The 23,491-nt window shown below is 68.7% G+C and carries 24 protein-coding genes and 3 pseudogenes; 14 read left to right on the plus strand and 13 right to left on the minus strand.

All coding sequences use genetic code 11. The features are described from left to right. The first annotated feature begins 301 nt into the window (after positions 1-301). Complete coding sequence (locus tag HCN51_RS55925) at positions 302-1,141, plus strand: serine hydrolase (RefSeq protein ID WP_168021924.1); 840 nt, start codon at positions 302-304, stop codon at positions 1,139-1,141. A gap of 210 nt (positions 1,142-1,351) precedes the next feature. After that, positions 1,352-2,305 carry a serine hydrolase domain-containing protein gene (locus HCN51_RS55930; protein WP_168021925.1) on the plus strand — a complete coding sequence of 318 codons (954 nt, stop codon included), beginning with the start codon at positions 1,352-1,354 and terminating at the stop codon, positions 2,303-2,305. Positions 2,306-2,425: 120 nt separating this feature from the next. On the opposite strand, the gene HCN51_RS55935 is transcribed toward HCN51_RS55930, so the two are convergent. Next, positions 2,426-3,394, minus strand: coding sequence for an aldo/keto reductase (locus tag HCN51_RS55935; RefSeq protein WP_168021926.1), 969 nt, complete (start codon positions 3,392-3,394; stop codon positions 2,426-2,428). A gap of 59 nt (positions 3,395-3,453) precedes the next feature. Here HCN51_RS55935 and HCN51_RS55940 point away from each other — a divergent pair, with 59 nt between their 5' ends. Then, positions 3,454-3,900: a MerR family transcriptional regulator gene (locus HCN51_RS55940; protein WP_168021927.1), complete on the plus strand. Its 447-nt coding sequence runs from the start codon at positions 3,454-3,456 to the stop codon at positions 3,898-3,900. Between the two features lie 57 nt (positions 3,901-3,957). On the opposite strand, the gene HCN51_RS55945 is transcribed toward HCN51_RS55940, so the two are convergent. The 4 genes from HCN51_RS55945 to HCN51_RS55960 all read right to left on the minus strand — a co-directional run bounded on the left by HCN51_RS55945 (position 3,958) and on the right by HCN51_RS55960 (position 8,734). Next, positions 3,958-5,052, minus strand: a complete 1,095-nt coding sequence (locus tag HCN51_RS55945) for an ABC transporter substrate-binding protein (RefSeq protein ID WP_168021928.1) — start codon at positions 5,050-5,052, stop codon at positions 3,958-3,960. Beyond that, complete coding sequence (locus HCN51_RS55950; protein WP_168021929.1) at positions 5,049-5,582, minus strand: SigE family RNA polymerase sigma factor; 534 nt, start codon at positions 5,580-5,582, stop codon at positions 5,049-5,051. Before HCN51_RS55950 ends, HCN51_RS55945 begins: the two co-directional genes overlap by 4 nt. A gap of 380 nt (positions 5,583-5,962) precedes the next feature. Continuing rightward, entirely contained in the window at positions 5,963-7,105 is a 1,143-nt protein-coding gene (locus HCN51_RS55955) for a hypothetical protein (protein WP_168021930.1), read from the minus strand. A gap of 1,395 nt (positions 7,106-8,500) precedes the next feature. Beyond that, the gene (locus tag HCN51_RS55960) at positions 8,501-8,734 is read right to left on the minus strand and encodes a recombinase family protein (protein ID WP_206069073.1); all 234 of its coding nucleotides are present in this window, start codon (positions 8,732-8,734) and stop codon (positions 8,501-8,503) included. Between the two features lie 349 nt (positions 8,735-9,083). Here HCN51_RS55960 and HCN51_RS55965 point away from each other — a divergent pair, with 349 nt between their 5' ends. Then, positions 9,084-10,730, plus strand: coding sequence for a DHA2 family efflux MFS transporter permease subunit (locus HCN51_RS55965; protein ID WP_168021931.1), 1,647 nt, complete (start codon positions 9,084-9,086; stop codon positions 10,728-10,730). Positions 10,731-10,909: 179 nt separating this feature from the next. Here HCN51_RS55965 and HCN51_RS55970 read toward each other — a convergent pair whose 3' ends face one another. The 4 genes from HCN51_RS55970 to HCN51_RS55985 form a co-directional block, all read right to left on the minus strand. Continuing rightward, positions 10,910-11,071: a hypothetical protein gene (locus tag HCN51_RS55970; protein WP_206069074.1), complete on the minus strand. Its 162-nt coding sequence runs from the start codon at positions 11,069-11,071 to the stop codon at positions 10,910-10,912. Positions 11,072-11,099: 28 nt separating this feature from the next. Continuing rightward, a complete protein-coding gene (locus tag HCN51_RS55975; protein ID WP_240974265.1) occupies positions 11,100-11,471 on the minus strand; it encodes a GntR family transcriptional regulator in 372 nt (123 codons plus the stop codon). Between the two features lie 248 nt (positions 11,472-11,719). Beyond that, the gene (locus HCN51_RS55980; protein ID WP_168021932.1) at positions 11,720-12,535 is read right to left on the minus strand and encodes an ABC transporter permease subunit; all 816 of its coding nucleotides are present in this window, start codon (positions 12,533-12,535) and stop codon (positions 11,720-11,722) included. Continuing rightward, complete coding sequence (locus HCN51_RS55985; protein ID WP_168021933.1) at positions 12,532-13,446, minus strand: ABC transporter ATP-binding protein; 915 nt, start codon at positions 13,444-13,446, stop codon at positions 12,532-12,534. The genes HCN51_RS55980 and HCN51_RS55985 overlap by 4 nt, the downstream gene beginning before the upstream one ends. 123 nt (positions 13,447-13,569) lie before the next feature. On the opposite strand from HCN51_RS55985, the gene HCN51_RS55990 reads away from it, so the two are divergent. The 9 genes and pseudogenes from HCN51_RS55990 (at position 13,570) to HCN51_RS56030 (ending at position 19,497) form a co-directional block, all read left to right on the plus strand. Continuing rightward, complete coding sequence (locus tag HCN51_RS55990) at positions 13,570-13,902, plus strand: PadR family transcriptional regulator (RefSeq protein ID WP_168021934.1); 333 nt, start codon at positions 13,570-13,572, stop codon at positions 13,900-13,902. A 2-nt stretch (positions 13,903-13,904) separates the two neighbouring features. Next, entirely contained in the window at positions 13,905-14,777 is an 873-nt protein-coding gene (locus tag HCN51_RS55995; protein ID WP_168021935.1) for a DUF5808 domain-containing protein, read from the plus strand. Beyond that, positions 14,774-15,076 carry a PLDc N-terminal domain-containing protein gene (locus HCN51_RS56000; protein ID WP_168021936.1) on the plus strand — a complete coding sequence of 101 codons (303 nt, stop codon included), beginning with the start codon at positions 14,774-14,776 and terminating at the stop codon, positions 15,074-15,076. Before HCN51_RS55995 ends, HCN51_RS56000 begins: the two co-directional genes overlap by 4 nt. Continuing rightward, a complete protein-coding gene (locus tag HCN51_RS56005; RefSeq protein ID WP_168021937.1) occupies positions 15,073-15,999 on the plus strand; it encodes an ABC transporter ATP-binding protein in 927 nt (308 codons plus the stop codon). The genes HCN51_RS56000 and HCN51_RS56005 overlap by 4 nt, the downstream gene beginning before the upstream one ends. After that, a complete protein-coding gene (locus tag HCN51_RS56010) occupies positions 15,996-16,766 on the plus strand; it encodes a DUF2705 family protein (protein WP_168021938.1) in 771 nt (256 codons plus the stop codon). Before HCN51_RS56005 ends, HCN51_RS56010 begins: the two co-directional genes overlap by 4 nt. Positions 16,767-16,867: 101 nt before the next feature. Next, positions 16,868-17,218, plus strand: a pseudogene (locus tag HCN51_RS63300) (ISAzo13 family transposase); the annotation flags it as partial. Between the two features lie 446 nt (positions 17,219-17,664). After that, the gene (locus HCN51_RS56020; RefSeq protein WP_346434177.1) at positions 17,665-18,168 is read left to right on the plus strand and encodes an RNA polymerase sigma factor; all 504 of its coding nucleotides are present in this window, start codon (positions 17,665-17,667) and stop codon (positions 18,166-18,168) included. Then, a complete protein-coding gene (locus tag HCN51_RS56025) occupies positions 18,165-19,169 on the plus strand; it encodes a hypothetical protein (RefSeq protein WP_168021941.1) in 1,005 nt (334 codons plus the stop codon). The genes HCN51_RS56020 and HCN51_RS56025 overlap by 4 nt, the downstream gene beginning before the upstream one ends. A gap of 25 nt (positions 19,170-19,194) precedes the next feature. Further along, entirely contained in the window at positions 19,195-19,497 is a 303-nt protein-coding gene (locus HCN51_RS56030; protein WP_168021942.1) for a hypothetical protein, read from the plus strand. A gap of 247 nt (positions 19,498-19,744) precedes the next feature. On the opposite strand, the gene HCN51_RS56035 is transcribed toward HCN51_RS56030, so the two are convergent. Genes HCN51_RS56035 through HCN51_RS56045 form a run of 3 tightly spaced genes read right to left on the minus strand, consistent with a single transcriptional unit; the run spans position 19,745 to position 22,814 of the window. After that, on the minus strand, positions 19,745-21,328 hold the full coding sequence (locus HCN51_RS56035) for an ABC transporter permease (protein WP_168021943.1): 1,584 nt from the start codon (positions 21,326-21,328) through the stop codon (positions 19,745-19,747). After that, positions 21,325-22,215, minus strand: a complete 891-nt coding sequence (locus HCN51_RS56040) for an ABC transporter ATP-binding protein (RefSeq protein WP_168021944.1) — start codon at positions 22,213-22,215, stop codon at positions 21,325-21,327. Before HCN51_RS56040 ends, HCN51_RS56035 begins: the two co-directional genes overlap by 4 nt. Beyond that, positions 22,212-22,814: a TetR/AcrR family transcriptional regulator gene (locus HCN51_RS56045; protein WP_168021945.1), complete on the minus strand. Its 603-nt coding sequence runs from the start codon at positions 22,812-22,814 to the stop codon at positions 22,212-22,214. The genes HCN51_RS56040 and HCN51_RS56045 overlap by 4 nt, the downstream gene beginning before the upstream one ends. 184 nt (positions 22,815-22,998) lie before the next feature. On the opposite strand from HCN51_RS56045, the pseudogene HCN51_RS63305 reads away from it, so the two are divergent. Then, positions 22,999-23,144: pseudogene (locus HCN51_RS63305) on the plus strand (IS982 family transposase); the annotation flags it as partial. Between the two features lie 3 nt (positions 23,145-23,147). On the opposite strand, the pseudogene HCN51_RS56050 reads toward HCN51_RS63305, so the two are convergent. Further along, positions 23,148-23,412 (minus strand): annotated as a pseudogene (locus tag HCN51_RS56050) (IS701 family transposase); the annotation flags it as partial. Between the last annotated feature and the right edge of the window lie 79 nt (positions 23,413-23,491).

Raw genomic sequence — 23,491 nt, forward strand, 5'->3', positions numbered from 1 at the left:
GGCACTGGAGCACCATCTGCCACGCACGGCCGCGCTGCTCAGCGGCGTGCAGCATCCCGTGCTCGACCCGTACCTGCTGCAGCGACAGAGCTCGTCAGCCGAGCTAGGCCCAGCCGGTCACCGGATGGCGCCTGACACGATCCTGGGCGGGACAAGGCTTCCATTCTCCACAGGAGCGGGAGCGAGGGCGGAAACAGGCAGGAAACCTCCTCTGGCATGGGCATGACCTTGAACCGTCGCGGTCGGCGAGACGTTGCCGCCCGCGACGACTGCCTGAATGCCCGAAGGAAGGATTCTTTTCGTGAATCGTGCGACAGTAGCCGGACTGGCCGGGCTGGCCTGCGCCCTGCTGACGCTGAGCACCGTGCCCGCCGCGGCGAAACCCGCCGCGAGCCGGCCCCGGCTGGGCGACGTGCAGCGGGCGCTGGCGGCCCTGGCGGAGTCTCCGCAGGTGGTGGGCGCCATTGGCGAGGTCTACGTCGATGGCGAGCGCGTCGGCAAGGGCTCGGCCGGCACCCGCCTGCTGAACGGCAAGGGCGGCAGGATCCCGACCGGCGCGCGCTTCCGGGTCGGCTCCCAGACCAAGCAGATGACCGGCGTCGTGGTGCTGCAACTGGTCAAGGAGGGCAAGCTCAAGCTCGACGACAAGCTCAGCCACCTGCTCCCGGAGGTCGCCGAGAAGGACCTGGTGGAACGCGCGAGCGAGATCACCCTGCAGCAGCTCGTCCAGCACACCTCCGGCATCAACTTCTTGCAAGACAAGGTGGTCGACACCTTCGACTTCACCACCTACTACCCGCCCATCGAGCTGGTGAGGAAGTCTCGTACCCTGGCCCGGACCCAGGAGCCGGGAGAGAGGTACTCCTACTCCAACACCAACTGCATGCTGCTCGGCCTGATCATCGAGAGGTACACCAAGCACACCGTGGCCGCCGAGTTCGAGCGGCGTGTCTTCGACCCCCTCGGCATGGACGACTCCTACCTGCCCACCGCGTTCCCCGGCGGAGCCGCCAGGCAGGGGTTTACCGAGGGGCGGAAAGGATACTGCGCGAGTGACCCACTGGCGGCGGAGAGTGGCGTTCAGGTGCGTCAGGCGGGTGGCGTGAGCGTATGCGTCGCTTGGCGATCATCTCGATGGTAGGGAAGACCCCACCCGCACAGGCATGCAGGCGTGACTGATCTTGGGTGAGATTCCCGAGACATTGGATGCATGACGAAGTTGCTCGCTGCTGCTGTCGCTGGTTCTCTTGCCGCCGGTTGCCTGGTCCTCGCCCCTGTCCTTCCCGCCTATGCCGCCACCGCGGCTCCCTCGCCGCAGTCCAGCCTTGACGTGCTCACCACCACGGACGGCATGGCAGGCGCATTGAGCCAGGTACGCGATCCGAGCGGGGCGAGCGTGACCCGGCGCTCCGGCACCGCCCGGCGGGGAAGCGGGAAGCCGATGATCGGGCCCGAGGGCCGGTTCAGGATCGCCAGCGGGAGCAAGCCGATCATCGCCGCCACCGTGCTGCGGCTGGCCGATCAGAAGAAGATCGACCTGGCCGCGCCGGTGGAGCGTTACCTGCCCGGGGTGCTGCGCGGCACCGGTGACGGCGCCGGGATCGACGGGCGGAAGATCACCGTCCGGATGCTGCTGCAGCAGACCAGCGGCCTGCCCGAGTTCCTCGACGCGATCGAATGGAAGGAGCCCTTTCCGGACTTCCTGCGAGTGGCGCTGGCCCGCAAGCCCACGGCCCGGGGCTCGTTCGCCTACGCCAACACCAACTACCTGGTCCTCGGCATGATCGTGACCGAAGTGACCGGCAAGGACTTCCGCCAGGCCAGCCGGGAGCTGATCCTCAAGCCGTACGGGATGCGGGACACGTACTGGCCGGCCAAGGGCGACCACGGCATCCGCGGCCCGCACGCCCGCACCTACGGGGTACACCCCGGCCACCCGCAGGACGGCGAGGTGGACCTGACCGACCGGCTCCCCACCTACGCGTTCGGCCCCAGCGGCGGCCTGGTCTCCACTCCCGAGGACCTCAACCGGTTCTGGCGCAACGCCCCGCTGGGCAAGATGATGATCCGGCCGGTCAAGGTCGAGCAGGAAGGCTGGCCCGCGGACGCCCATTACGGTTTGGGCGTGATCCGGATGAGGACCGGCTGCGGCGACGCCTACTTCGCCGCCGGCGACATGCCGGGCGCCGCGATGATCAGCGGCCGGGACCGGGCCGGGCGCGCCGCCACCGTCTACACCACAGGCGTGCCCAAGAACCGGCAGCACCTGATCGACGCCTTCACCGCCACGATGTGCGACCGCTGAGCCCGGGCGCCAGCCGCGGCTACTGGACCGGCGGGAGGCCTGCGGTTCTCCTGCTTGCCGGGCGGGATGGGGCTGGCCTCTTCCGCATCTGCGGTCCCTCGGGCGTCGGTGGCGGGCCGGCTACCAGGCGTATGCCTCCGGGGCCGGGCCTGGGCCGGGGAAGATCTCGTCCAGACGGGCCAGCTCGCTCGCGCCGAGGCGCAGATCGAGGGCCTGCAGCGAGCGGTCGAGCTGGTCCAGCGTGCGCGGGCCGATGATCGGGCCGGTGATGCCGGGCTGGTGCAGCAGCCAGGCCAGGGCGACGTCGGCCGGAGGGTGGCCGATCTCGTCGCAGAACAGCTCGTAGGCCGCCACCCGCTCGCGGTTGGCCGCCAGCCGCTTGGCGGTGAGGTCGGATCCCGAGGCGCGTCCGGTGTGGGTCTTGCGCAGGATGCCGCCGAGGATGCCGCCGTACAGCGGGGACCACGGGATCACGCCGAGGCCGTACTCGCGGGCGGCCGGCAGCACCTCCAGCTCCGCGGTGCGTTCGGCGAGGTTGTACAGCGACTGCTCGCTCACCAGGCCGAGCGAGTGGCGTCGCCGGGCGGCCTCGTTGGCCTGGGCGATGTGCCAGCCGGCGAAGTTGGAGGAGCCGACGTACAAGATCTTGCCCTGGTCCACCAGGAGGTCCATGGCCTGCCAGAACTCCTCCCACGGCGTGTTCCTGTCGATGTGGTGCGCCTGGTAGAGATCGATGTGGTCGGTACGCAGGCGGCGCAGGCTGTCCTCGACCTGGCGGCGGATGTGCAACGCCGACAGGCCGCGCGTGTTCGGGCCCTCCCCCATCGGCTCGTACACCTTGGTGGCCAGGATGATGTCGTCGCGGCGCCCGCTCTTGGCCAGCCAGCGTCCGATGATCTGCTCGGTCCAGCCCTCGCCGAGGCGCCAGCCGTAGATGTTGGCGGTGTCGAAGAAGTTGATGCCGAGGTCGAGCGCACGGTCCATGATCGCGTGGCTGACGTCCTCGGGAGTGTCCGGCCCGAAGTTCATCGTGCCGAGCACGAGCCGGGAAACCTGGAGGCCGGTGCGGCCCAGATACGTGTACTGCATGGGAGCGACGCTAAAGTTTGACATCGGTTGGAACGTCAAGCTGATATGGGGCAGATCACATGCTCATCGGCGAGCTGGCGCGCCGCAGCTCGGTCAGCACCCGGCTGCTGCGCTACTACGAAGCACAGGGCCTGCTCACCTCCGTCCGGCTGGCCAACGGATACCGCGACTACGCCGACGACGCCCCCATGATCGTCGCGCAGATCCGGGGCCTGCTCGCCGCCGGGCTGTCCACCGAGGTCATCCGCGAGCTGCTGCCATGCGCCGCAGGCAAGCAGCCACGGCTGACCAGCTGCCCGGACCTGGTCGGCATCCTGCGAGAAACCCTCCGGGACATCGACGAGCGCATGGAGGTGCTGGACCGTAACCGTCAGGCGCTGATCCGCTACCTCGACGCCGCCGAGGCCGGCCAGGTCCAGCCCCCCGCTGCCACCTCCCGGCGTGGCAGCCGCCGCCGCACCGTGCCCGTGCGGTGGAAACGAGGCAGAAAGCCCAGTGGCGTATGACCGGGAACGCCTCCAGGGCGAGCGAGGAAGCCCGCGCGACCGTCTCCGGCCGTCGCCTCAGCCGCCCTTCACGATCACCTTGCCGAGGTCGACCGGGCGTTCGAACCAGCCGTAGGCGAAGCCCAGGTCGGCGATGCGCCGCAGCTCCGCGTGGTCCAGCCGCGCCGGATACGAGCCGAGGGAGAGTTTCGCGGCGGTCGCCTCGGTGATCCTCATGTCGCTGGGCCTCGCATAGCGCGATACCGCGTCCCGCACCTGCTGCGGATCGCTCGCGATCAGCCGCTGCGCATTGGCCAGGGCGCGCTGGAAGGCCGCCAGGGTGCGCGGGTTCGCACCGATCCACTCGTCGGAGGCCGCCACGCCCGCCGTGTACAGGCCCGCGAGCTGCCGGGTCGCCGGGTCCTCCAGAACGCGGGTGCGCCGGCTCTCACGGGCCAAGGTGACGAACGGCTCGGCCAGTATCGCGGCGTCGACCCGGCCGCTCTTGAGCGCGTCAAGCATCATGGGATAGGTGATCTCGATCCTCCGGACGTCCTTGCGCTCCAGCCCTGCCTGCTTGAGCACCGCCTCCAGCATCAGGCTCTGGAGCACCATGAGGTTCGGGACCGCGACCTTCTTGCCCTTGAGGTCCTCCGCCGTGCGGATCTTCGACTTGGCGTCCACGACGATCGCGAAGCTGCCCGGAGCGGCCCGGTACATGCTCGCGACCACCTTGACCCTCTCGCGGGCCGCGTTCATCGCCATGACCGTGAGGTAGTCGGTCTGCGCCAGGTCCAACGAGCCCCTCTCGAGCAGAACAGGGCCCACAGCCGGGCCGGTGATGACCGTCGGCTCCACCGTCAGCCCTTCCTCCTTGAAGTAGTCATTCGCCAGGGCCACGTACACAGGAGCCGACTCCACGGTCGGCATCACCCCCACCCTGACGGTGGTCAGCTCGGGCGGCGCATCCGGGCGGGCGGCGGCACGCGGCTGCCCGGGCAGGGCCCGCAGCCCGACGGTGGCGGCGAGCAGCGTGACGACGACCACCGTGGCGGCGGCGAGCGCCACGACGTTGCGCCGCCTGCGCTGATGGACCTCCAACGCCTTAGTGGCGAGGTCGCGCTCCGGCATGTCGTCGGCGATGCGGGAAAGCTGATCTCCAAGCCAGGTCATCGGCGTGCCCCCTCACTACGGGCCGGGTCATCCAGGGCGGGCAGTCTCGGCGCCAGGTCGGGCGCCAGCGAGCGCAGCCGGGCCAGGGCGTGGTGCGTCTGGCTCTTCACGGTGCCGACCGAGCAGCCCAGCAGGTCGGCGACGTCTCGTTCGGTCCGGTCCTCGTAGAAGCGCAGGACGATCACCGCACGCTGCTTGGGCGTCAGCCGCATGAGCGCCTGATGCAGGACGACCCGCAACACGGCGGAGTCCTCCGTCGAGTAGGGGCGATCGGGCGGGTCGGCGCTCGGCACCTCCCCCGATCCGCGGCGCCGCCGCCACGTGATGTGCTGGTTCACCATGGCCTTACGCGCGTAGGCGTCGAGGTTGTCGATGTGGTGCAACTTCGACCACCGCCCGACCATGCGAACCAGCACGCTCTGCAGGAGATCCTCGGCGCGGTGGGTCTCTCCGGTGAGCAGATAGGCCAGGCGTAACAACGAGCGTTGATGGGCATCCACGAACGCTCGGAAGCTGGCATCGCGATCCAACGTCTCTCCTCATGTCGGTACCCCTCAAACGCGATGAAGGCCGCGAAAGGTTGGCACTTCCGGGAAGCGAGCGCACGCAAATCACCCCCTTGCTCCGGTCAGCGCTTGCCCCCTGTCCTGACAGGACTACGGGGACGGTCCGCAGTACCAGCAGATCGAGGTGCCGGCTGACTGGTCCCCGCGATCAGCGCCGCGGGTGACGACCGGGCTTGCCCAACTGCCCACTCAGGACCAGGCACACAAGAGGGGGATGCTCCTGGTTGACACCGGCGGGTTGAGCAAGCAGACCGCGCTGCCGCAGCCACGCCTCCGGAGCGCGCGGTGGCCGCTGGGATGCCGATCGGGTTGAGAAGAGGGCGGGATCGGAGAGAACGGTCGGTTCAGCGGTCCCCGGCGGCCAGCAACAGGTTGGCGTCGACCCGGGCGAGGCCGGAGACGTTCGAGCCGCCTTCGGTGTACCCGTCCTTGCGCTTCCACCGCCGCCCGTCGTAGTGCAGCAACGTGACTTCGCTCGTCACGTCCTCTTCGTAGCCCACCACCCACACGTCGTCCTCGCCGACGGCGGCGACGCCGTACAGCGAGCCCTTCCACCTTGGGGGTTCGACCCGCGTCCAGGAGCTTCCGTTCCAGTGCAGGATCAGCGGTTTGCCCGTACCGTACTCGTCACAGTCCCCCGAGGTGCCGCGCTCACCCACGGCCCACACGTCGGACGACCCGTTCTGCCAGATGTGCCGCAGCATGCCCTGGCCCAGCGCGGGCAATCGCATCTCCACCGGCGCGCTGCCAGGAGTCGCACTGTGCCAGATCGCCGGGCGCGCATCAGCGCATCGCCCGCTGGATGAGCTGCCCGCGATCCACACCTGCCCGGCTCCGGCGTCCACGGCGTGGAATCTGCCTCCGCGCGGGACTTCCTGCTTGCCGAAACGCCTGCCGTTCCAGGTCACAAGGACAGGGACGGACGTCTTGCCCTCCCCGCGCCTGCCGATCAGGAACGCCCGCGAACCGTCCACGGCGACGTCGGCCAGCGCGCCGACCTTCGGGAGCTGAGCAGGTCTGAACGTCTTCCAACGCCGGCCGTCCCAGCGCAAGGCGAAGGGGAGCCGCACCTCCTCGGAGTCCTCGTCGAGGTCGCCGGTGTCGCCGACCGCCCAGACCTCGTTCGGTCCGTCGGCGTCCACGCCCGACACGATGGAGTCGATCGCGCTGGGGAATCGCTCGTTCAGGCGCTGGTCGACACGCCATCCGTCACGGTCCATCCGCAGGAGCACGCCGACGGACGGCTCGTCCTCCACTGTTACGGCATAGCCGACCGCCCAGGCCGCGTCCGGGCCCGCCACCGCCACGTCGAGCACCGTGCTGGCGCTGTCGTCAGAGGCATCCTCGTCCTCCTCGTCGTCGAGGTCGCTCTCTGTGGGCGATGCGGCAGGGGATGTGCTCGCTGCCGGTGTCCTCGGCACGGTGCCCGCTGGGGCTGCCGTGCAGCCCGCCAGGACGAGGACGCAGACGATCCACAAAATCTTCATGGTTTCCGGAGTCTCGCAGACACTCGGGCATGATGTGACGTTTCTGGCGCCCGCACAGCGCGCACCTGACGGTGGCGCCGTCGTTGATCACGCGCAGCCGTACCCGTCCGTCGCGCAGGCACACCTCGATCCGGCAGGTACGGGCCGCGGAGTGAGGCACCACATTGGTGACGGCCTCGCGAAGAACGGCGGCTAGCGGGGTATCGATCTCATCCGGTAAGTAGGGCGAGCAAGCTCCAAGCCCGCCGCCAGGCACGACTCCCGCAAAAAGGTGGAACGAGCCGCAGGTATGACTGCGCGCTTATGGCGGCATTTTAGCGCTTGTGCAGGAGGTGCGGCTACATTGAGCGGCAATGGCGAGAGAGGGATATCCGTACCCGGCGATCACCCTCCACCTCTGATCTGCTGCGGCCATGTCTCGACGTCCTGCGATCCGGAAGCCCGCCAGCACAAGGGCTGATCTTTGAAGGCTGCAAATGCCTCGGGGCATTCCCAGTAAGGTCAATTCCTCCAGAATGGAGAGTGTCATGCGCCAAAAACTGGCTGTTCTATTCCTCTCATTCGCTATAACCGTCGGCGGAGGTGTCGCCCTATCGGCACCCGCTTGGGCCGAGTGGAGGGTCATCCAGGTCTACGCCAAAGGTAGCGACTGCGAGATCGCAGGCCGGTACTACGTCAACCACACGGAAGCCCGTTCATTATTTCTGTGAATGGGACAGCCCCGGCTTCGCGCTCCACGTCTACTACCCCGACACCTGACACGGTGACGCGATGCGGCAACAGCGCACATCGCGCGAGCTTCCACCTCGACAGGTATTCGCACCGGTAGACCGACCAGCCGTAGATCCCCGCCGCCTTCCACGCGCTGGAGGACCTACCGCCATACGACACGTGACCCTTGAACCTTGATCTGGGCGGCCTACGTGCTGCGTGACCTGCGGTCCAGTTCGCGGGGCAGTCCGCTCCAGTGGTCGGACTCTGGGCAGATCAGGAACGCTGGTCGCCGCGGTAGGTCTGGCATTTACTGTGGAGACGTCGTCAGTGGTGATGAAAGTGGTTTGTTTCGCTACGTCTGATGCCCGGGCTTCGTGCTCACCGCTTCTTTGCCACCATGAACGGTGTGCCGTCGACAACGCCGGACAGGGCAAGGTGCTCGTGCGGGGTGAAGGGCAGCCACACCAGTCTGATCCGATGCGGCTGCCCATCGCCTGTGGAAACCTCTAGCGTGGCCACTGCTTGTCTGTTGGAGGCAACTGCGATCTGTCCGCTGACCTCTAGGCCGCTCACGAGACTTGTCCGCTCCCAGTCACGATAAGGAGACTCACCAAGCGGCTCCTTAGTGACTGGCCGTTCCCATGCGGGCGGGCGTCCGCAGTGGGTCTACGGGGCCCCTGGTCAGCCGATAAGGTTCAGCCGGTCGACTTCCTGGACGGTAAGCAGGTCACCCTCGCGGATGTGGGACAGCGCGGTGAGCAGGTCGGGCCGATCGGCGGTGGCGAGCTTGCCGCTGGCCTTTTCCTCGATGACCTTCAGGCAGATCGGATCGAGGGCGTCGTGCTGCCGCTGGGTGTTCTGCTTGTCGGTGCCGGACCAGGCCGATGAGCGCCATCGCGGAGCACCTCCGTTCATCAAACGGTCTCGCGCGAGACATGTGAACGGTAAGCAGTGAACGACCGAAGATGAACGGCAAAATGAACACCCGAACCGGCCACGGCACACGTAGACCCCTGTTCGATCGGGTGTCCTGGGTTGCGTTCGTCAAACGTCCGTTTGGCGAACACCGGCGCGAGCGGATCAACGGTCCGCAATCCCGGGTCGACCTCTCGACGATCTCCAGATGGGCCGAACGCGCTGTGTTAGGCTGCAAGCTGGCTTCTCACCGTTGGGCACTCCGCCTCGCCAACCAGCTTCTCCCGGGTCCCGATGACGCGGGGAAGGTGGAAGTCACTCATCACATCCCGGAAAAGGGTGTTTTGTGATGGTGGCGAAACGCGCCCGCCCTTCTGGTTCTCTCCGATCCACCGACCGGCCGGTCACGCGGCGTCCGTGGCTGATTCTCACGATCATGTGCATCGGCTTCTTCATGTCGTTGCTCGACGGATCCATCGTCAACGTCGCCGTTCCCATGTTGATCCACGACATCGACGCCTCCTACGACCAAGTGCTGTGGGTCATCGACGGCTACCTGCTCGTCTTCTCAGTGCTGCTGATCACCACCGGCCGGCTGGGGGACGTCTTTGGATACCGCCGGCTGTACGTGATTGGCGTCACCGTCTTCACCATCGCCTCGGCGCTGTGCGGGCTGGCTGACTCACCTTCCTGGCTGCTGACCGCCCGGCTGCTGCAGGGATTGGGCGGGGCGCTGCTGTTCCCGCAGGTCATCTCGTCGATCCTGACGATCTTCCCGCCGCAACTGCGTGGCCGCGCGTTCGGCCTGTTCGGCGCGATCGTCGGCTTCGCCCCGATCGTCGGCCCGGTCGCCGGCGGTTTCCTGCTCGCCCACCTCAGCTGGCGCTGGATCTTCTTCGTCAACGTCCCGATCGGGATCATTACCATTGTGCTGGCGCTAAGGTTCGTGCCGCCCATGCGCTCGGGCCGTACCCACCAGCTCGACCTGGTCGGCGTCGCGCTGGCCACTGCCGGGCTGAGTGGCATCGTGTTCGGTCTGATCGAGGGAGAACGCTACGACTGGGGCACCGTCACCGGGCCGGTCACTATCGCCTCGGTCATCGCCTTGGGCGTCGCGCTGCTGGCGGTGTTCGTCCTGTGGCAGCACCGGCGGCGCGACGAGCCGCTGATGCCCCTTGCCCTGTTCGGCGTGCGCAATTTCGCGGTCGGCAACGGGGTCGGGTTCCTCTTCCAGCTCGGCATGATCGGCATCATGTTCGTTCTGGTGCTGTACCTGCAGATGGCCCGCGGGTACTCGGCGCTGGAGACGGGCCTGGTGGTGTTGCCCAACGCCGTGCTCACTGCGGCCGGCTCAGCGCACGCCGGACGGCTGTCGGACAAGTTCGGCGGCAAGTACATCCTGATGGCCGGGATGACTCTGTTGGCCGTGGGCCTCCTGGTGCTGGTCGCCATGACCGACCCCACCAGTAGCGCGTGGAACTTGCTGCCCGGTCTGGTCATCATCGGGATCGCCAGCGGTGCCACGTTCGCACCACTGCAGCAGGCCGCCATGGACGGCGTCGATCCCCGGCTGGCCGGGGCGGCCTCCGGCGTCTCCAGCACCATCCGGCAGGTCGGCGGCGTCCTCGGTACCGCCGTGCTGGGCGTGCTGCTGTCGGCCCGCCTCTCTGCGGCCTTGCACAGCGAGGCCGAGAAGCGCGCCGGTCAGCTGCCGAAGCATCTGCGCGCCCGGTTCGTCGACAGCAGCACCGCCGCCGCGCGGCACTACAGCCCGCCCACGCCGCCCGGCGGCCTGAGCCCCGCCACGACCAGCCTGTACGAACGCCTCATCGCCGACACGTTCGCCACTGGCTTCGTCCACGCCATGCAGACCACCCTCGTGGCGTGCGCCATGGTTCTGGCGGCTGCTGCCCTGTTGTGTTTCCTGTTCAGCCCGTACAACGAGCCTACGAAGCCCGTCCAAGAGCCGCAATCCACAACCGCGCCGCACGACTGACCTGGGAATGGCGATGGTCGCGGCCTGAGGGCCGCGACCATCGCCGGTGGAGTGCTGACGCCTACCGCTAACTTCTGCACTCAGCCTCCTCGCAGGTCAACTTCCGGACGCCTACACCGAAGGCAGCCTCCCAACCCGCTACCGCCAAACTCCGGTCCGATCCTTCTCGCGGGCCTATCTCACCTCGCGGCCCGTTTTTGCCGTATTCCGGTGGCACCCCCGGTAGATGCCGGCAGGGATGGGTTCTCGCCCATGCGTTTGCCGGTGCCGGTGATCAGATTCTCGCGGATGTCTTCGACGCGTTCCTCTGCGGCCTTGCGGCGTAGCACGGTGTGCAGCATGACTGCCGAGGCGGCGGCGATGTGGGAATCATGCGAGTTCTCTCAGCAGGGCAATGACGTCTTCGAGGCCGTATCCGTACCGTTGAGACTCCTTCAGGAATTCGCGCGCCCGCTCGCGGAGCAGGGCGCGCCCGTCGGCGTGCCGCGCGACACTGACCCCGCGCCCGCGGCGGAATTCCAGCAGCCTCTCGTCGCGCAAGACGCGCAAGGCGCGCAGCACGGTGTTGGCATTGATGCCGAGCGTGTCGGCGAGGTCACGGGCCGATGGCAGGCGGTCACCCTGCATGTAGGAGCCCTCGCCGATCGCGCGGCGGATTGCACTCGCGACCTGCTCGTGCAGTGGGCGTGCGTCGTTCGGGTCGAGATGCGGCAAGATGATCGCTGCCGGGACCATGGCCATGGATTGCGTCACAATTCGCCTCGCGGTTATGCGGATAGCGGGATGGGTGGCGCTCGGTCAGGACCCTGTCAGGACAACAGACGCAACGGACGACTGACTGGAATCTTCACCGCAGCGATCCTCCGGAGCCTTTCCACCGGTACCCCACCTCAGCCGGGGGTGCGCTGGGGGTCGATGCCCTCGCTCGCGGGTCCACCTTCGAGGGATGCGAGCGTTACAGAGATCCTGGCTCACTGAAGTGCTGGAATCTACAGGCGGGTGAGAATGGGCTCGCGCCGGAAGCGTCCCACCACCATGAGGAAGACTGCGACGTCGATCATGAGCAGCGCTGCGGCGGCGATGCCCGCGATCCACGTATCGAACAGCATGAGCCCGGTCGCCTGACCGACGATCAGCGCGATGACGGGCAGGACGATGAGGACCACCGAGCCCTGGGCGCCCTGCATGGTGGTGGAGCGGCCGGAGATGGCCACGATCAGGCAGGTGGCCAGGAACGCCACCAGCGGCGCCAGCGCGAATACGTTGATCACCCAGGTCCAGGTGGGGAAGAACACGCCGCCCATCAGCGAGGCCCCCAGCACATTGACCAGAACGGCGTAGACCAGGAAGGACGCGCAGGTGAGCAGGATGGAGGGGATGACGGAGGCGAGGATCTTGCCCAGCACCAGCTCGCGGTCGGTGAGTGGCGTGTAGAGGAGCCCCTCGATGGTTCCGCGTTCCTTTTCCCCGACGAAGCTGGAGCTGGCGGTGAGGCTCGCCACGATCACGGGGATCAGCAGGAAGAGTGGGGCCATGAAGTAGACGATGATCGCGTAGACGGCGAGCTGCTCGGAGGAGTATCCGGCCGGCAGGTCCTGCACCGGCAGGTTGTCGAGGAAACCGCCCAGGCCGGTGACCATTGTCGTCAGGAGTGCGGGGTTGCTGCCCAGCATGAGCACGGCTCCTGGGATGAGGATGACGAAGACCAGCGGCAGGATGACGAGGGGCGCGATGACCTGCTTGTTGCGGGCGAGTTCGCGCCAGTCCTTTCGGATCAGGGCCTGGACGCGGTGGCGGTTGATCATGCGGCGCTTCCGTCGTTGATGGTGGCGAAGTAGAGGTCTTGGATCGTGGGCCGGCGGGGGATGACGGCGCGAACCGGGATGCGGTCGTGCACCAGGGCGGCGACCGCCGAGGAGATCGTCTCCTGCTCGGGCAGGGAGAAGCTCAGCTGGCCCTCGACGGTCGAGAACTCCACCGCTTTGCCCACGGCGGCGCTGATGGCCTCGCGGGCCAGGGCGGGATCGCCCTCGACCTCCAGGAGGTAGCGGTGTTCCGGCCAGCGCTGACGCAGCACGGTCTGGACCTCGCCGGTGACGACGAGGCGGCCGTTGTTGAGGATGCCGATGTCGTCGCAGAGCGTTTCCAGGCCGTGGAGCTGGTGGGTGCAGATGACGACGGTGGTCCGTGCGGTCCTGACCATGTCGCGGACGTAGTCGGTCAGGTCGATCGCCGCCTCGGGGTCGAGGCCGGCGGTCGGTTCGTCCAGGAACAGCAGGTCGGGTTCGTGCAGGACCGCCCGGCCGACCAGCAGCTTCTGCCGCATGCCCTTGCTCAGCTCGCCGGCCAGGGAGCCGGCCCGGTCGGCCAGGCGCAGCACCTCGAGTACTTCGGCGATCCGCCGCTCGATGACGCGAGGGGCGAGCCCGTACAGCTCGCCCCAGGTCCGCAGGTTGTCGCGGGCGCTGAGGTTCTCATACAGCCGGGTGTCGGTCTGGACGCCAATTCTGGCGCGCAGCGCGTCGGCGTTGGCGCGGGTGAGTGTCTGGCCGAACAGGGTCACCGAGCCGCGGGTGGGAGTGAGGATACCGGTCAGGAGCCGCACGGTAGTGGTCTTGCCGGCTCCGTTCGGCCCGAGGAGGCCGAAGGCCCGGCCGGCGCCCACCTCGAAGGAGATGTCGGAGACCGCCTTGCGAGGCCCGAAGTGCTTGGTCAAACCTTTCGCGGTCAGGGTCTGATCAGGGCTGTGCACAGTGGTTCACCGTTTCGTTTGGGTGGCGGCGCGGCCCGGCTGAGCATTCGTCCGGACCATGTTACTTGTTATGCAAGGATATATGTTATGCCAGTTAGCGATCGCGCGGTACAGCTCCGCAAAGGCGTGCTCGAGCTCGGGATCCTCGCGGTCCTCGACCGTCAGGAGTGCTACGCCATCGAAATCATCGAGCGACTGGGCGCCTACCCCGCCCTGGCCGCGACACCCGGCACGGTGTACCCGCTGCTCGCGCGGTTGGACAAGGCGGGGCTCGTCGCCACGCGATGGGCGGAGTCCTCCGGGGGGCCGCCGCGCAAGTACTACCGATTGACCAAAGAGGGCCGAGCCTCGCTGTCGGAGGGCGCTGTGGCCTGGATCGCGCTGAGCAGCGCGATGACGAAGATCCTCGCAGGAGAATGACCATGACGGAGAACTACGTGCGCGCCGTGGGTGCGCACTTGTCCGGTCTGCCCGGTGCCGACCGCAGGCGCGCACTGTCCGCGCTGTCCGCTCAGCTCGACGAGCTCGCCGACGCCGGACTCGACCCGGAGACGACGCTCGGCCACCCGGCGGAGTACGCGGCGCACCTGCAGGACGCCCTCGCCGGGGACTCCGCCTCGCACGAGCCTCGCTGGCGCATTCTGGGCCTGCCCGTGGAGACCCGCGGACCAGTGAGCGCGGAGGTCCGCTCCCGGACCTGGGACCCGGCCAATCCCCGCCTGGTCGTCCCACGTCTTTTCGGGCTCGGCTGGACCCTCAACCTCGGCGCTCTCGCGGTGCGGCTAGGCCTCATCCGCCCCGACGACGCCGACGAAGACGTCCTGGCCCACATCCCGGAACGGGAGATCCGCCTTGCGCAGGCGGTTCCGGCGGCCGTCGCAGGAGCGACGGCGACGGCCCTCGCCCTGGCATGGCGCACCCTCCCGCCCACCGTGGCCTCCGGCTTCGGCTTCAGCGGAAGGCCGCGAGGCCAGGCGCCCCGCTGGACGCTCACCGCAGCCGTCGCGCTCGGCGTGGTTCCCGCACTCTGGGCCCAGCGCGGCAACGCTCAGCCTGAGGAGCGGCTCGTGCGCGCCGCGAGCGCCACCTCGCTCGCCGTGATCTCCGCGAGCGTGGTCGCCGCCACCGTCGCGCAGGCCCGCGCACCGCGCGGACGCTGGGGACTCCTCACCGCCGCCGCGCTGCCTGCCGGGACCGCGGCCTCGCTTGCGGTGCTGGTGGTCCCGCTGCGCTCAGGCCTGCGCCGCGCCTGGCGCTCAGCCTCCGCTCCCGCTCCGACGCGGGAGACCTCATGAACCTCGACGTGTCCGCAGCCCCGATGCCCGTCCTGATCGCGCTCGGCGCCTTCGCCGCCGTGCAGCTCGCCCTCCAGGTCACCTCCCTGATCGTGCTGGCCCGCCTACCACGCGAGCGGGTCGCATCCGGGCAGAAGTGGCCGTGGGCGATCGCCATCCTGCTGCTCAGCCTGGTCGGAGCGATCGTGTTCCTCGCCGCGGGCCGCCGTCCGGCGCCCGCCGGCGACGCTCCCGCACCCGAGCCGGCCGGTGACGGCGTCAAGCGCACCGTCCAGAGCCTCTATGGAGACCGACCATGACCGCGGCGATCGACGTCAGCGGCCTCGTCAAGACCTACGGGGAACGGCGCGTGCTCGACGGCCTCGACCTGCGCGTCGATCAGGGCTCGGTGTTCGGCTTCCTCGGCGCGAACGGCGCGGGCAAGACCACGACGCTGCGGATCCTCCTCGCTCTGGCGCGCCACAGCGCCGGCACCGTCCGTGTCCTCGGCCACGAGCCCGCCGATCCGCGACTGCGCGCACTGCTCGGGTACTGCCCCGACGTGCCCGGCTTCCCCGCCTGGATGACGGCCCGCGAGGTGATGGAAACCTGCGCGAGCCTGTTCCGCCTTCCCGCCCGGGCCACCCACCGCCGCACCGACGAGCTCCTGGAGCTCACCGGGCTCGCCGGCGTCGACTCCCGCGTCGGCGGCTACTCCCGCGGGATGCGCCAGCGGCTGGGGATCGCCCAGGCACTCATCAACACCCCGCGCATACTCTTCCTGGACGAACCCACCTCCGCACTCGACCCCCTCGGCCGGCGCGTCGTGCTGGAGCTGCTCAGCGAACTGCGCGGGCACACCACGGTCTTCTTCTCCACACACCTGCTGCCCGACGTGGAGCGGGTGTGCGACAGCGTCGCGATAGTCGACGGCGGCCGCGTCGTCGCGGCCGGGCCGCTGGCACAGGTGCGCGCGGCTTACGGCGGCGTCCAGGGCCGCCTGCTGGTCGAGGTCGACGACGCCCAGAGGCTTCGCGCAGCGCTCACCGGCCTGCCCTGGGTCGCCGGAGTGACCGACGACCTCACCCCCAGCACGCTCGCGCTCACGGTCACCGACCTCGACGAGGCTACGGTGCGGCTGCCCGCCGAAGTCACGGCCCTCGGACTGCGCCTGCGCCGGCTGGAGCCGCGCGACGCCAGCCTTGAGGACATCTTCGTCGGACTGACCGGAGCCGGCCGATGAACGCGACCGCAGCCCTCCTCCGCCTCCGGACACGAGAGATCTTCCGCACCTGGCGGATTGGGGTGCTCCCCGCGGTCGTGGTCTTCCTCGCCGCCTCCGGCCCAGTGCTCACCCAGTTCACCAACGACCTCCTGGCCGCTGCCCTCGGCTCCGGCCAGGCGGCAATCACGCTGCCCGACCCCACCGCGCTCGATGCGAACGTCCAATGGACCAAGAACCTCACCCAGTTCGTCGTCTTCGTCGTCGTCATCATGGCCGCCGGCGCGGTCAACTCCGAGATCCGCTCCGGCATCGCGGCCCTCACCCTCGTGAAACCCCCATCCCGGACCGCCTATGTCCTCACCCACGCCGTCGTCCTCCTGGCGTTCACGTCCGTGGCCGTGCTCCTGGGCGCTGCTGTGTCGTGGCTGGTCACCTGGGCGGTCTTCGGATCCGCCCTCCTCGGCCCCGTCCTCGCAGCGACCGCGGTGTGGCTCGTGCTCGCCGCCGTCCTGATCACCGCATCGCTCCTGGCCTCGGCGGCGATCGACGCGGTCGCGGGCGCGGCCGGCATCGGCATCGGAGCCTTCTTCCTGCTCGCCCTGCTCGGCGTAGCACCGCAGGCCGCCGAGTACACACCGGCCGGCCTCATCCCGGTGACGAACGCGCTGGCCGCGGGAACACAGACAGCCGACCACACCCTGTGGTGGCCCATCGCCACAGGACTCCTGCTCGCCTCCGCACTGCTCGCCGCAGCCGCCATCGTGTTCCGACACCGCGAGCTCTGACGACACCCAGCCCCACCTGACAGCCTGCCCCGAAGCAGCGCCCCGCTCGGCGGTCCGGCCGAGCAACAGAGGCCCGGCCGTCGGGTCGGCGCGGAGACCGCCAGACGACGCACTACGTCTCCCAGGTCCAGGACCTGCGTGACCGGCTTGACCACGGCGCGGTCACCAGTCAGATGCACATCTTCCAGGCGCTGAATCACCCGCAGCTGACCGGCATGCCACGCCAGGACGTCCATGCCCTGGCCGAACGGCTCGCCATTCAGTACCAGGCCCTCCGCGAACAGCGCCGCCACCATCGCCGCGGCGGCGACCGGCGACCGGGAACACGCCGTGGGGTCTTCCCGCAGAAGATCACCGACGTCGACCGCATTCTGGCCGCCGTCCTGGCCCAGCGCCACCCATGCAACCAAAAGCCCCTGGCCGATCTGTTCGGCGTCAGCGGGGGCACAGTTGAGCTGGTGAGCGTCAAGAACTCTGCGATAAGCCGCCAAACCTGGTCCGAGCTGGAACTTCGAGAGGTCGCACCCCACCCTGGCCGCAGCCGCCACAGCGTCAGCTGCGGTGGTCAGCGTGGCGGTGGACTCGACATCATGGATTATATCGAGGTCGGCCATCAGCGCCTCACCGGGGCTGTTGGGGTGTTCACGAGTAGGGCTGGCCAGGAGAACAATGGGTGTCGAGAAGATCGCTTCCCGACGGGACGATGATCGTTTCCCATACTCGCCGCACCGCCCCTGCCGCCGCCGATGCTCGTCGACGGGGAAAGCCGAGTGGATGGGCGGTCAGCCGTGGTCGCGATGGACGGCCAGCACGATCGTGAGCTTGTGGCCGGACACAGCTCTGCGATAAGCAATCAAGATTTCCTGGAAGAATCGCATGTTTGCGGGCAAACAAGGATGTGATCACTGCTCCTGACGTCTTCGAAGCTGTTTTCGAAGCCCATTACGTGGAGATCCGGCGCTACATCGGGCGCAGGCTCGACCCTGATGTGGCCGAGGATCTCGCCGCGGAGACGTTCTTCATCGCCTTCAGGCAACGCGAACACTTCGACTCTGCCATGGGTGGGGTCAGGCCGTGGCTGTACGGCATCGCGACCAACCTCATCGGCCGCCACCGGCGCGCCGAGGTGCGCAGGTACCGCGCCCTGGCCAGGACAGGGCCGCCACCTGACGACGAGGGACATGACCAGCGGATCGTGGACAGGCTCAGTGCGGGCGTGACGGTTGATCGGCTGGCCGGGGCGCTGGCGCGGCTGTCGAAGGGAGAACGCGATGTGGTGCTCCTCATCGCGTACGGCGGGTTGAGATACGACGAGGTGGCGGCGGCGCTCAGCATCGCCTCGGGGACGGTCGCGTCCCGGTTGAGCAGGGCCAGGACCAAGCTGCGTGAGGTGTTGGGATGAACGAGTTCCAGGTCATCGACTCGGTGATGCCCGATGTGCCACCCCCGTCGGCCGACCAGCTTGCGGCGGTGCGGGAGCGGGTACTCGCAGCTACACAGGCACCCGCCGTGTCCGTGGTACGGGTGGGCAGGAGGTCGTGGACGGGGATGGCGCTCGTCGCGGCGGCCGTCGCGCTCATCGTTGGCGCGGTGGTGATCCTTGTACCCCGACCCGCATCGGACCCGGTCGCGGTCACGCCCATGCAGAAACTGGAAGCTGCGGCCGCCAGGCTGGCGGCGACACCGGAGGCCAAGGGCCGCTTCTGGCGACGCGACACCGAGCATGTCATGAGGACAAAGAACGGCCTTGACTACAAGGTTGAGGAACGGGCCATGGAGGTCCTCGCCTTTGGGCCCGACCGCGACGTCTACGGCTGGCGCGAGCCGATCTCGTCGAAGCCGTACACGGCCGAGGGCGTGGAAGCGTGGCGACAGGACGGCTCCCCCAAGCTGTGCCCCGCGCGGGGGTGCGACAAGAACATGCCCGCATACGGCTCGGCGGACCTGGACTTGGGGCTGGAGCTCGCCGATGGACTGAAGCCGACGTTGACAGAGTTGCGGAGCCTCCCCAAGGAGTCGGCGGCGCTCAGGGCACGGCTGCTGGAAAGCTACGACCCTCAGGTGGCCGCCGAGCGCGAGCCATGGCTGGAGGGGGCCGTCTCTCGGCTCATCAACTCGCCGGCGACGCCTGGCACCAGGGCTGCCGCCTACCTTCTCCTGGCGAAGGCGCCGGGCATCAAGGTGGTCGACGACATTCCTGGGACGTTCGGGCTCGACGGGCTGGCCCTCCAATTCCAGTGGGGGCAGATCGTGATCGACCGCAGGACCGGCCAGTTGCTCGGCATGCAAGACCTGACTCCCGAGGGCGTCGCCTGGCGGGCCGAGATCGTCAGGAAGGCGGGCTGGAGCGATGCGCGGCCGGTGCCGCCTGCCAGATGCGTCCGCTGTACGGCCCGGCTCTAGAACACGCGTACTGGATTGCGGTGCGGTGAGCACGGAGAGCGCGCCTGGGCTGGTCCGCGCCAGCACCGAAGGCATCAACGGCAGAATCAAAGGACACGACCTCGACCTCGGCGATCCCAAGAACCGGCTCGCCCACGGCCGCGTAGCCCAGACCATCCTGGTCGCGCTGCTCGTCACCGTCGCCAACGACCACTTCCTCGACCAGTGGCGCCACGTCCACCAGCCCCAAGACGAGCCCGTCGCACTCGCCGACACGCCGCAGACTCCAGTCGAGCCCTTCGACGGCACACCACCCGGAGGCCAGAGCAGGCCACCACCCGCCCCATAAGCCGCAAAACCCGCCACCCTGCCGCAGCGCCCTGCCCACCGCCGGCTCCGCCATGCCCAACGGCCGGATCTCGGTCCTCCACCAGCCGTCTGCCACCACCCGGGCCTTCCCAGACACCCACTCCACAGTCCCCGAATTGGGACGAACCAGATTCGGAAACTCCTGAAACGACAAGATCCCGCCTGACCTCAACGATCAGACGGGATCCGTCAACTTCAGTCCAGCCGTGTCAAGAACGGCCCCTGTTTCAGGCGGAGGGCGTCAGATCGCGGCGGCGCAGGAACGCCAGCCCCGCCGCGGCCAGGGCAACGGCGACGATGGTCAGCCCCAGCAGTGGCGCTACCGGTGACGAGGCGCTGCCCAGGAGCGTCGCCGGCACGTGCACGAACGGCGAAAGGTCCAGGATGATGCCGGTGGCCAGCTTGAACTCCGCCAGCAGATCCACGAGCAGGAACAGGCCGAGCGCGGTCCAGCTCACGGCCGCCGTCAGCCGTGGCAGCAGGCCGAACAGCAGCGTCGCGATCCCGACCACGGTCCAGACCGCGGGCAGGTAGGCCAGCGTGGCCCCGGTGACCCGGGCCACGTCGCCGTCGAAGGTGAGCCCCGCTGCCGCGCCCAGCGCGGTCAGCAGCAGCACCGGGCTCATGACGGCGAACACCAGGTGGCTCAGCGCCCAGCGCAGCCGGCCGACGGGGGTGGACAGCAGCAGATCGGCCCGGCCGGCCGCCTCCTCGCCACGGGCGCGCAGTGCCGACACCAGTGCGGCCCCCGCGACGAGCTGGCTGAGCACGTACATCACGAACGTGAAGAACACATCCGACAGCCGGGCCTCGGCGCCGCCGAGGGTGGCGGCCAGCTCGCGGAACTGCGGCGTGTCCAGCTGGGTGTTCAGGCCGCGCGCTGCCACTCCGAGCAGGGCGCCCAGCGCTCCGAAACCGATCGTGAAGCCCGCCAGGGTGCCGCGATGCAGGCGAGCGGCCAGGCCGAACGCGCCCGGCAACGTTCCCTCGGCGGGTCCGGGGCGGGCGGGAATCAGGCCGCCGGCCAGGTCACGCCGCGTGGACAGCGCGAACGCGGCCGCCGCCAGCGCGGTGACGAACACCGCGACCAGCCCCAGCACCCACCAATGGTCGCCGGCGTAGGGTCTGGTCAGCCGGACCCAGCCGAACGGCGTCAGCCACGCCAGCCAGCCGATGCCGCCGGTGTCGGCCAGCGAGCGCAGCGCGAACAGCAGGCCGCCGGCCGCGATCGCGATGCCGCGCGCCGTACCGGAGGACGCGGTGAGCTGCCCGGTGATGGCGGCCACGGCCGCGAACGCCCAGCCGCCCGCGGCGGTGGACAGCCCGAACAGCAGCGAGGAACCCGCGGGCAGGCCGCCCGCGACCAGGGCGGGCACCGACAGCAAGCCCAGGAGCAGGTTGGCGGCCAGCACGACCGCGAGCGCGGCGGCCAGCGGGGCGTGACGGCCGATGACACCCGAGGCCAGCAGTTCGCGCCGGCCGGTCTCCTCCTCGACGCGGGTGTGCCTGATCATCAGCAGGATGCTGATGAGCCCGCCGAACAGCGCGAGAGAGGAGCCGAGCGTCCATGCGGTCAGGCCGCCGACGCTCGCGTCATAGATGGGGCCGCGCATGGCCAGCTGCGCGGGGTTGCTCGCCGAGGCCGCCGCGAAGGAGTCGCGGGCGGCCTGGTCGGCGTACAGGTCGGTGGTGGCGGAGGCGATGCTCGCCGGAAGCAGCGCGGTGATCGCGATCCACACCGGCAGCAGCACGCGGTCCCTGCGCAGGATGAGCCGGATCAGTGTCCCGGTGCCGGTCATGGTGCCGGTCATCTGGTGGCTCCCTCGTAGTGGCGCAGGAACAGCTCCTCCAGCGTCGGCGGCTGGGTGGTCAGGGCACGTACGCCCGCCCGGGCGAGCTCGGCGAGCACCGAGGTGAGCGCATCACCGTCGACCTGGCAGCGCAGCCGGGCGCCGTCCACGGTCAGGTTGTGCACGCCGGGCAGGACGGCCAGGCCGGGCGCCGGTCCGATCAGCTCGGCGGTGACGGAGGTGCGGGTGAGATGGCGCAGGTCGGCGAGGGTGCCGGACTCGACGGTACGGCCGGCGCGGATGATGCTGACGCGGTCGCACAGCGTCTCCACCTCCGACAGGATGTGGCTGGACAGCAGCACGGTGCGGCCGGCGCGCTTCTCCTGCAGGACACACTCGTTGAAGACCGCCTCCATGAGCGGGTCCAGGCCCGAGGTCGGCTCGTCCAGGATCAGCAGTTCGGCGTCGGAGGCGAAGGCGGCCACCAGCGCGACCTTCTGCCGGTTGCCCTTGGAGTAGGTGCGGCACTTCTTGCGCGGGTCGAGCTCGAAGCGCTCCAGCAGCTCGGCGCGCTGCCTGGGGTCCAGGCCGCCACGGGCCCTGCCCAGCAGGTCGATGACCTCGCCGCCGGTCAGCGACGGCCACAGGGTGACGTCGCCGGGCACGTAGGCGAGCCTTCGGTGCAGCTCGGTGGCGTCGCGCCAGGGGTCGCCGCCGAGTAACGCGACCTGGCCGCCGTCGGCGCGCATCTGACCGAGCAGGATGCGGATGGTGGTGGTCTTGCCCGCGCCGTTGGGGCCCAGGAAGCCGTGCACCTCGCCCGTCTTGACGGTGAGATCGAGCCCGTCCAGGGCCCTGGCCTGGCCGAAGGTCTTGACCAGACCGGCGGCGTGCACTGCGGCGTTCATTGCTGTCCCTCGAGCTTCTCCAGGCCCGTCCGCGCTTGGTCGAACAGTTCGCGGCCGAGGAATTCCGGTCTGATCAGGTCGAGCTGGGCCTTGCTGACACGTACCGCGCCTTGCGGAGTGTAGAGGTCCGAGCCGAGGGCGCGGGAGACGTGCTCGTGCAGCACGGTGATGCCCAGCTTCATCGCCGTCAGTACGGTCGCGCGGGCGCGATGGTCGGCCTCGGAACGGTCTTCGTCGGCGAGATGCTCCTCCGTCACGCTGACGAGTTCGTCGAACATGGCGGCGGCTGCGGGGGAACCGTCCACCAGCGCGCGGCCCAGGTATTTCATCAAGGGCGGCGCGGTTCGGTGGACGTTCTCGATGAATTCGGGCTTGTCCAGATTGTGGTCGGTGACGCCGGCGGTGACCTGCTCGCGCAGGTAGCTGACGACGTACTCGTCGCAAGCCTGTCTCAGCTCTTCCTTGGTGCCGAAGTGGTGCTGCACCAGGCCGGGCGAGGCCTTGGCGGCCTCGGCGATCCCGCGGATGGTGGTGGCCTTGACGCCCTGCTCGGTGAACAACGCCATTGCCGCGTCGCGGATGCGGGCGCGGGTCGTCAAGTCTTCCTCAGAGATTGGTCGCACGTCCAAGAGTCTATACAGATGTATTGGACACCATGCAAGTGTTCAACGCATCGAGGAACTCGCCCCAGGCATGTCCGGGAGGGGCCGGATGACTCTCTGGACGAGTAAGTCGCAAGTCACGGGGAGTGCAGGAAGGGCGAAGGGCGCCGGGGATCGATGTGTGACGAACGACCTCAACACCCTTCTCGCCGCGCTGTACGTGCGATCGACGACTGGCTGGGCAGATCACCCCGGTCCGGACGTCCACCGAAGCTGACCGATGCTGGGCTACTGACTCGGGCCGTGGCTCACGTCCTGCTCGGCATCCCCCTTGACGAACCCGGGCTCGCCCGCGATCAGCACGCCGTCGGGGCCGAGCCGGTCAACGAGGAAATCGGGGACGTCAATCGCGGACGGCGTCGGCGTCCCAGCGGGGGCGCAGGAGCCGCTGCAGCGCCTGAGGCCCGGTGAGCCCGAGGTGCTCGGCCAGGTTCCAGCAGTTCTTGCGGTCGATGTCGGCCAGCAACTCGCGTACGTAAGCACCGGCGACGCGACGTGGCTCGATGCGGCCGAACCTGTTGGCGATCCGGGCCATCAGCTCATGGAAAGAGCCTTGGGTTCAGTAAGGCGTTGCGGTGGTCTCCGTCAAACCCAGCGTGATTCAGGGCGTGCCG

This window comes from Nonomuraea composti (assembly GCF_012034275.1).
Classification (GTDB): domain Bacteria; phylum Actinomycetota; class Actinomycetes; order Streptosporangiales; family Streptosporangiaceae; genus Nonomuraea; species Nonomuraea composti.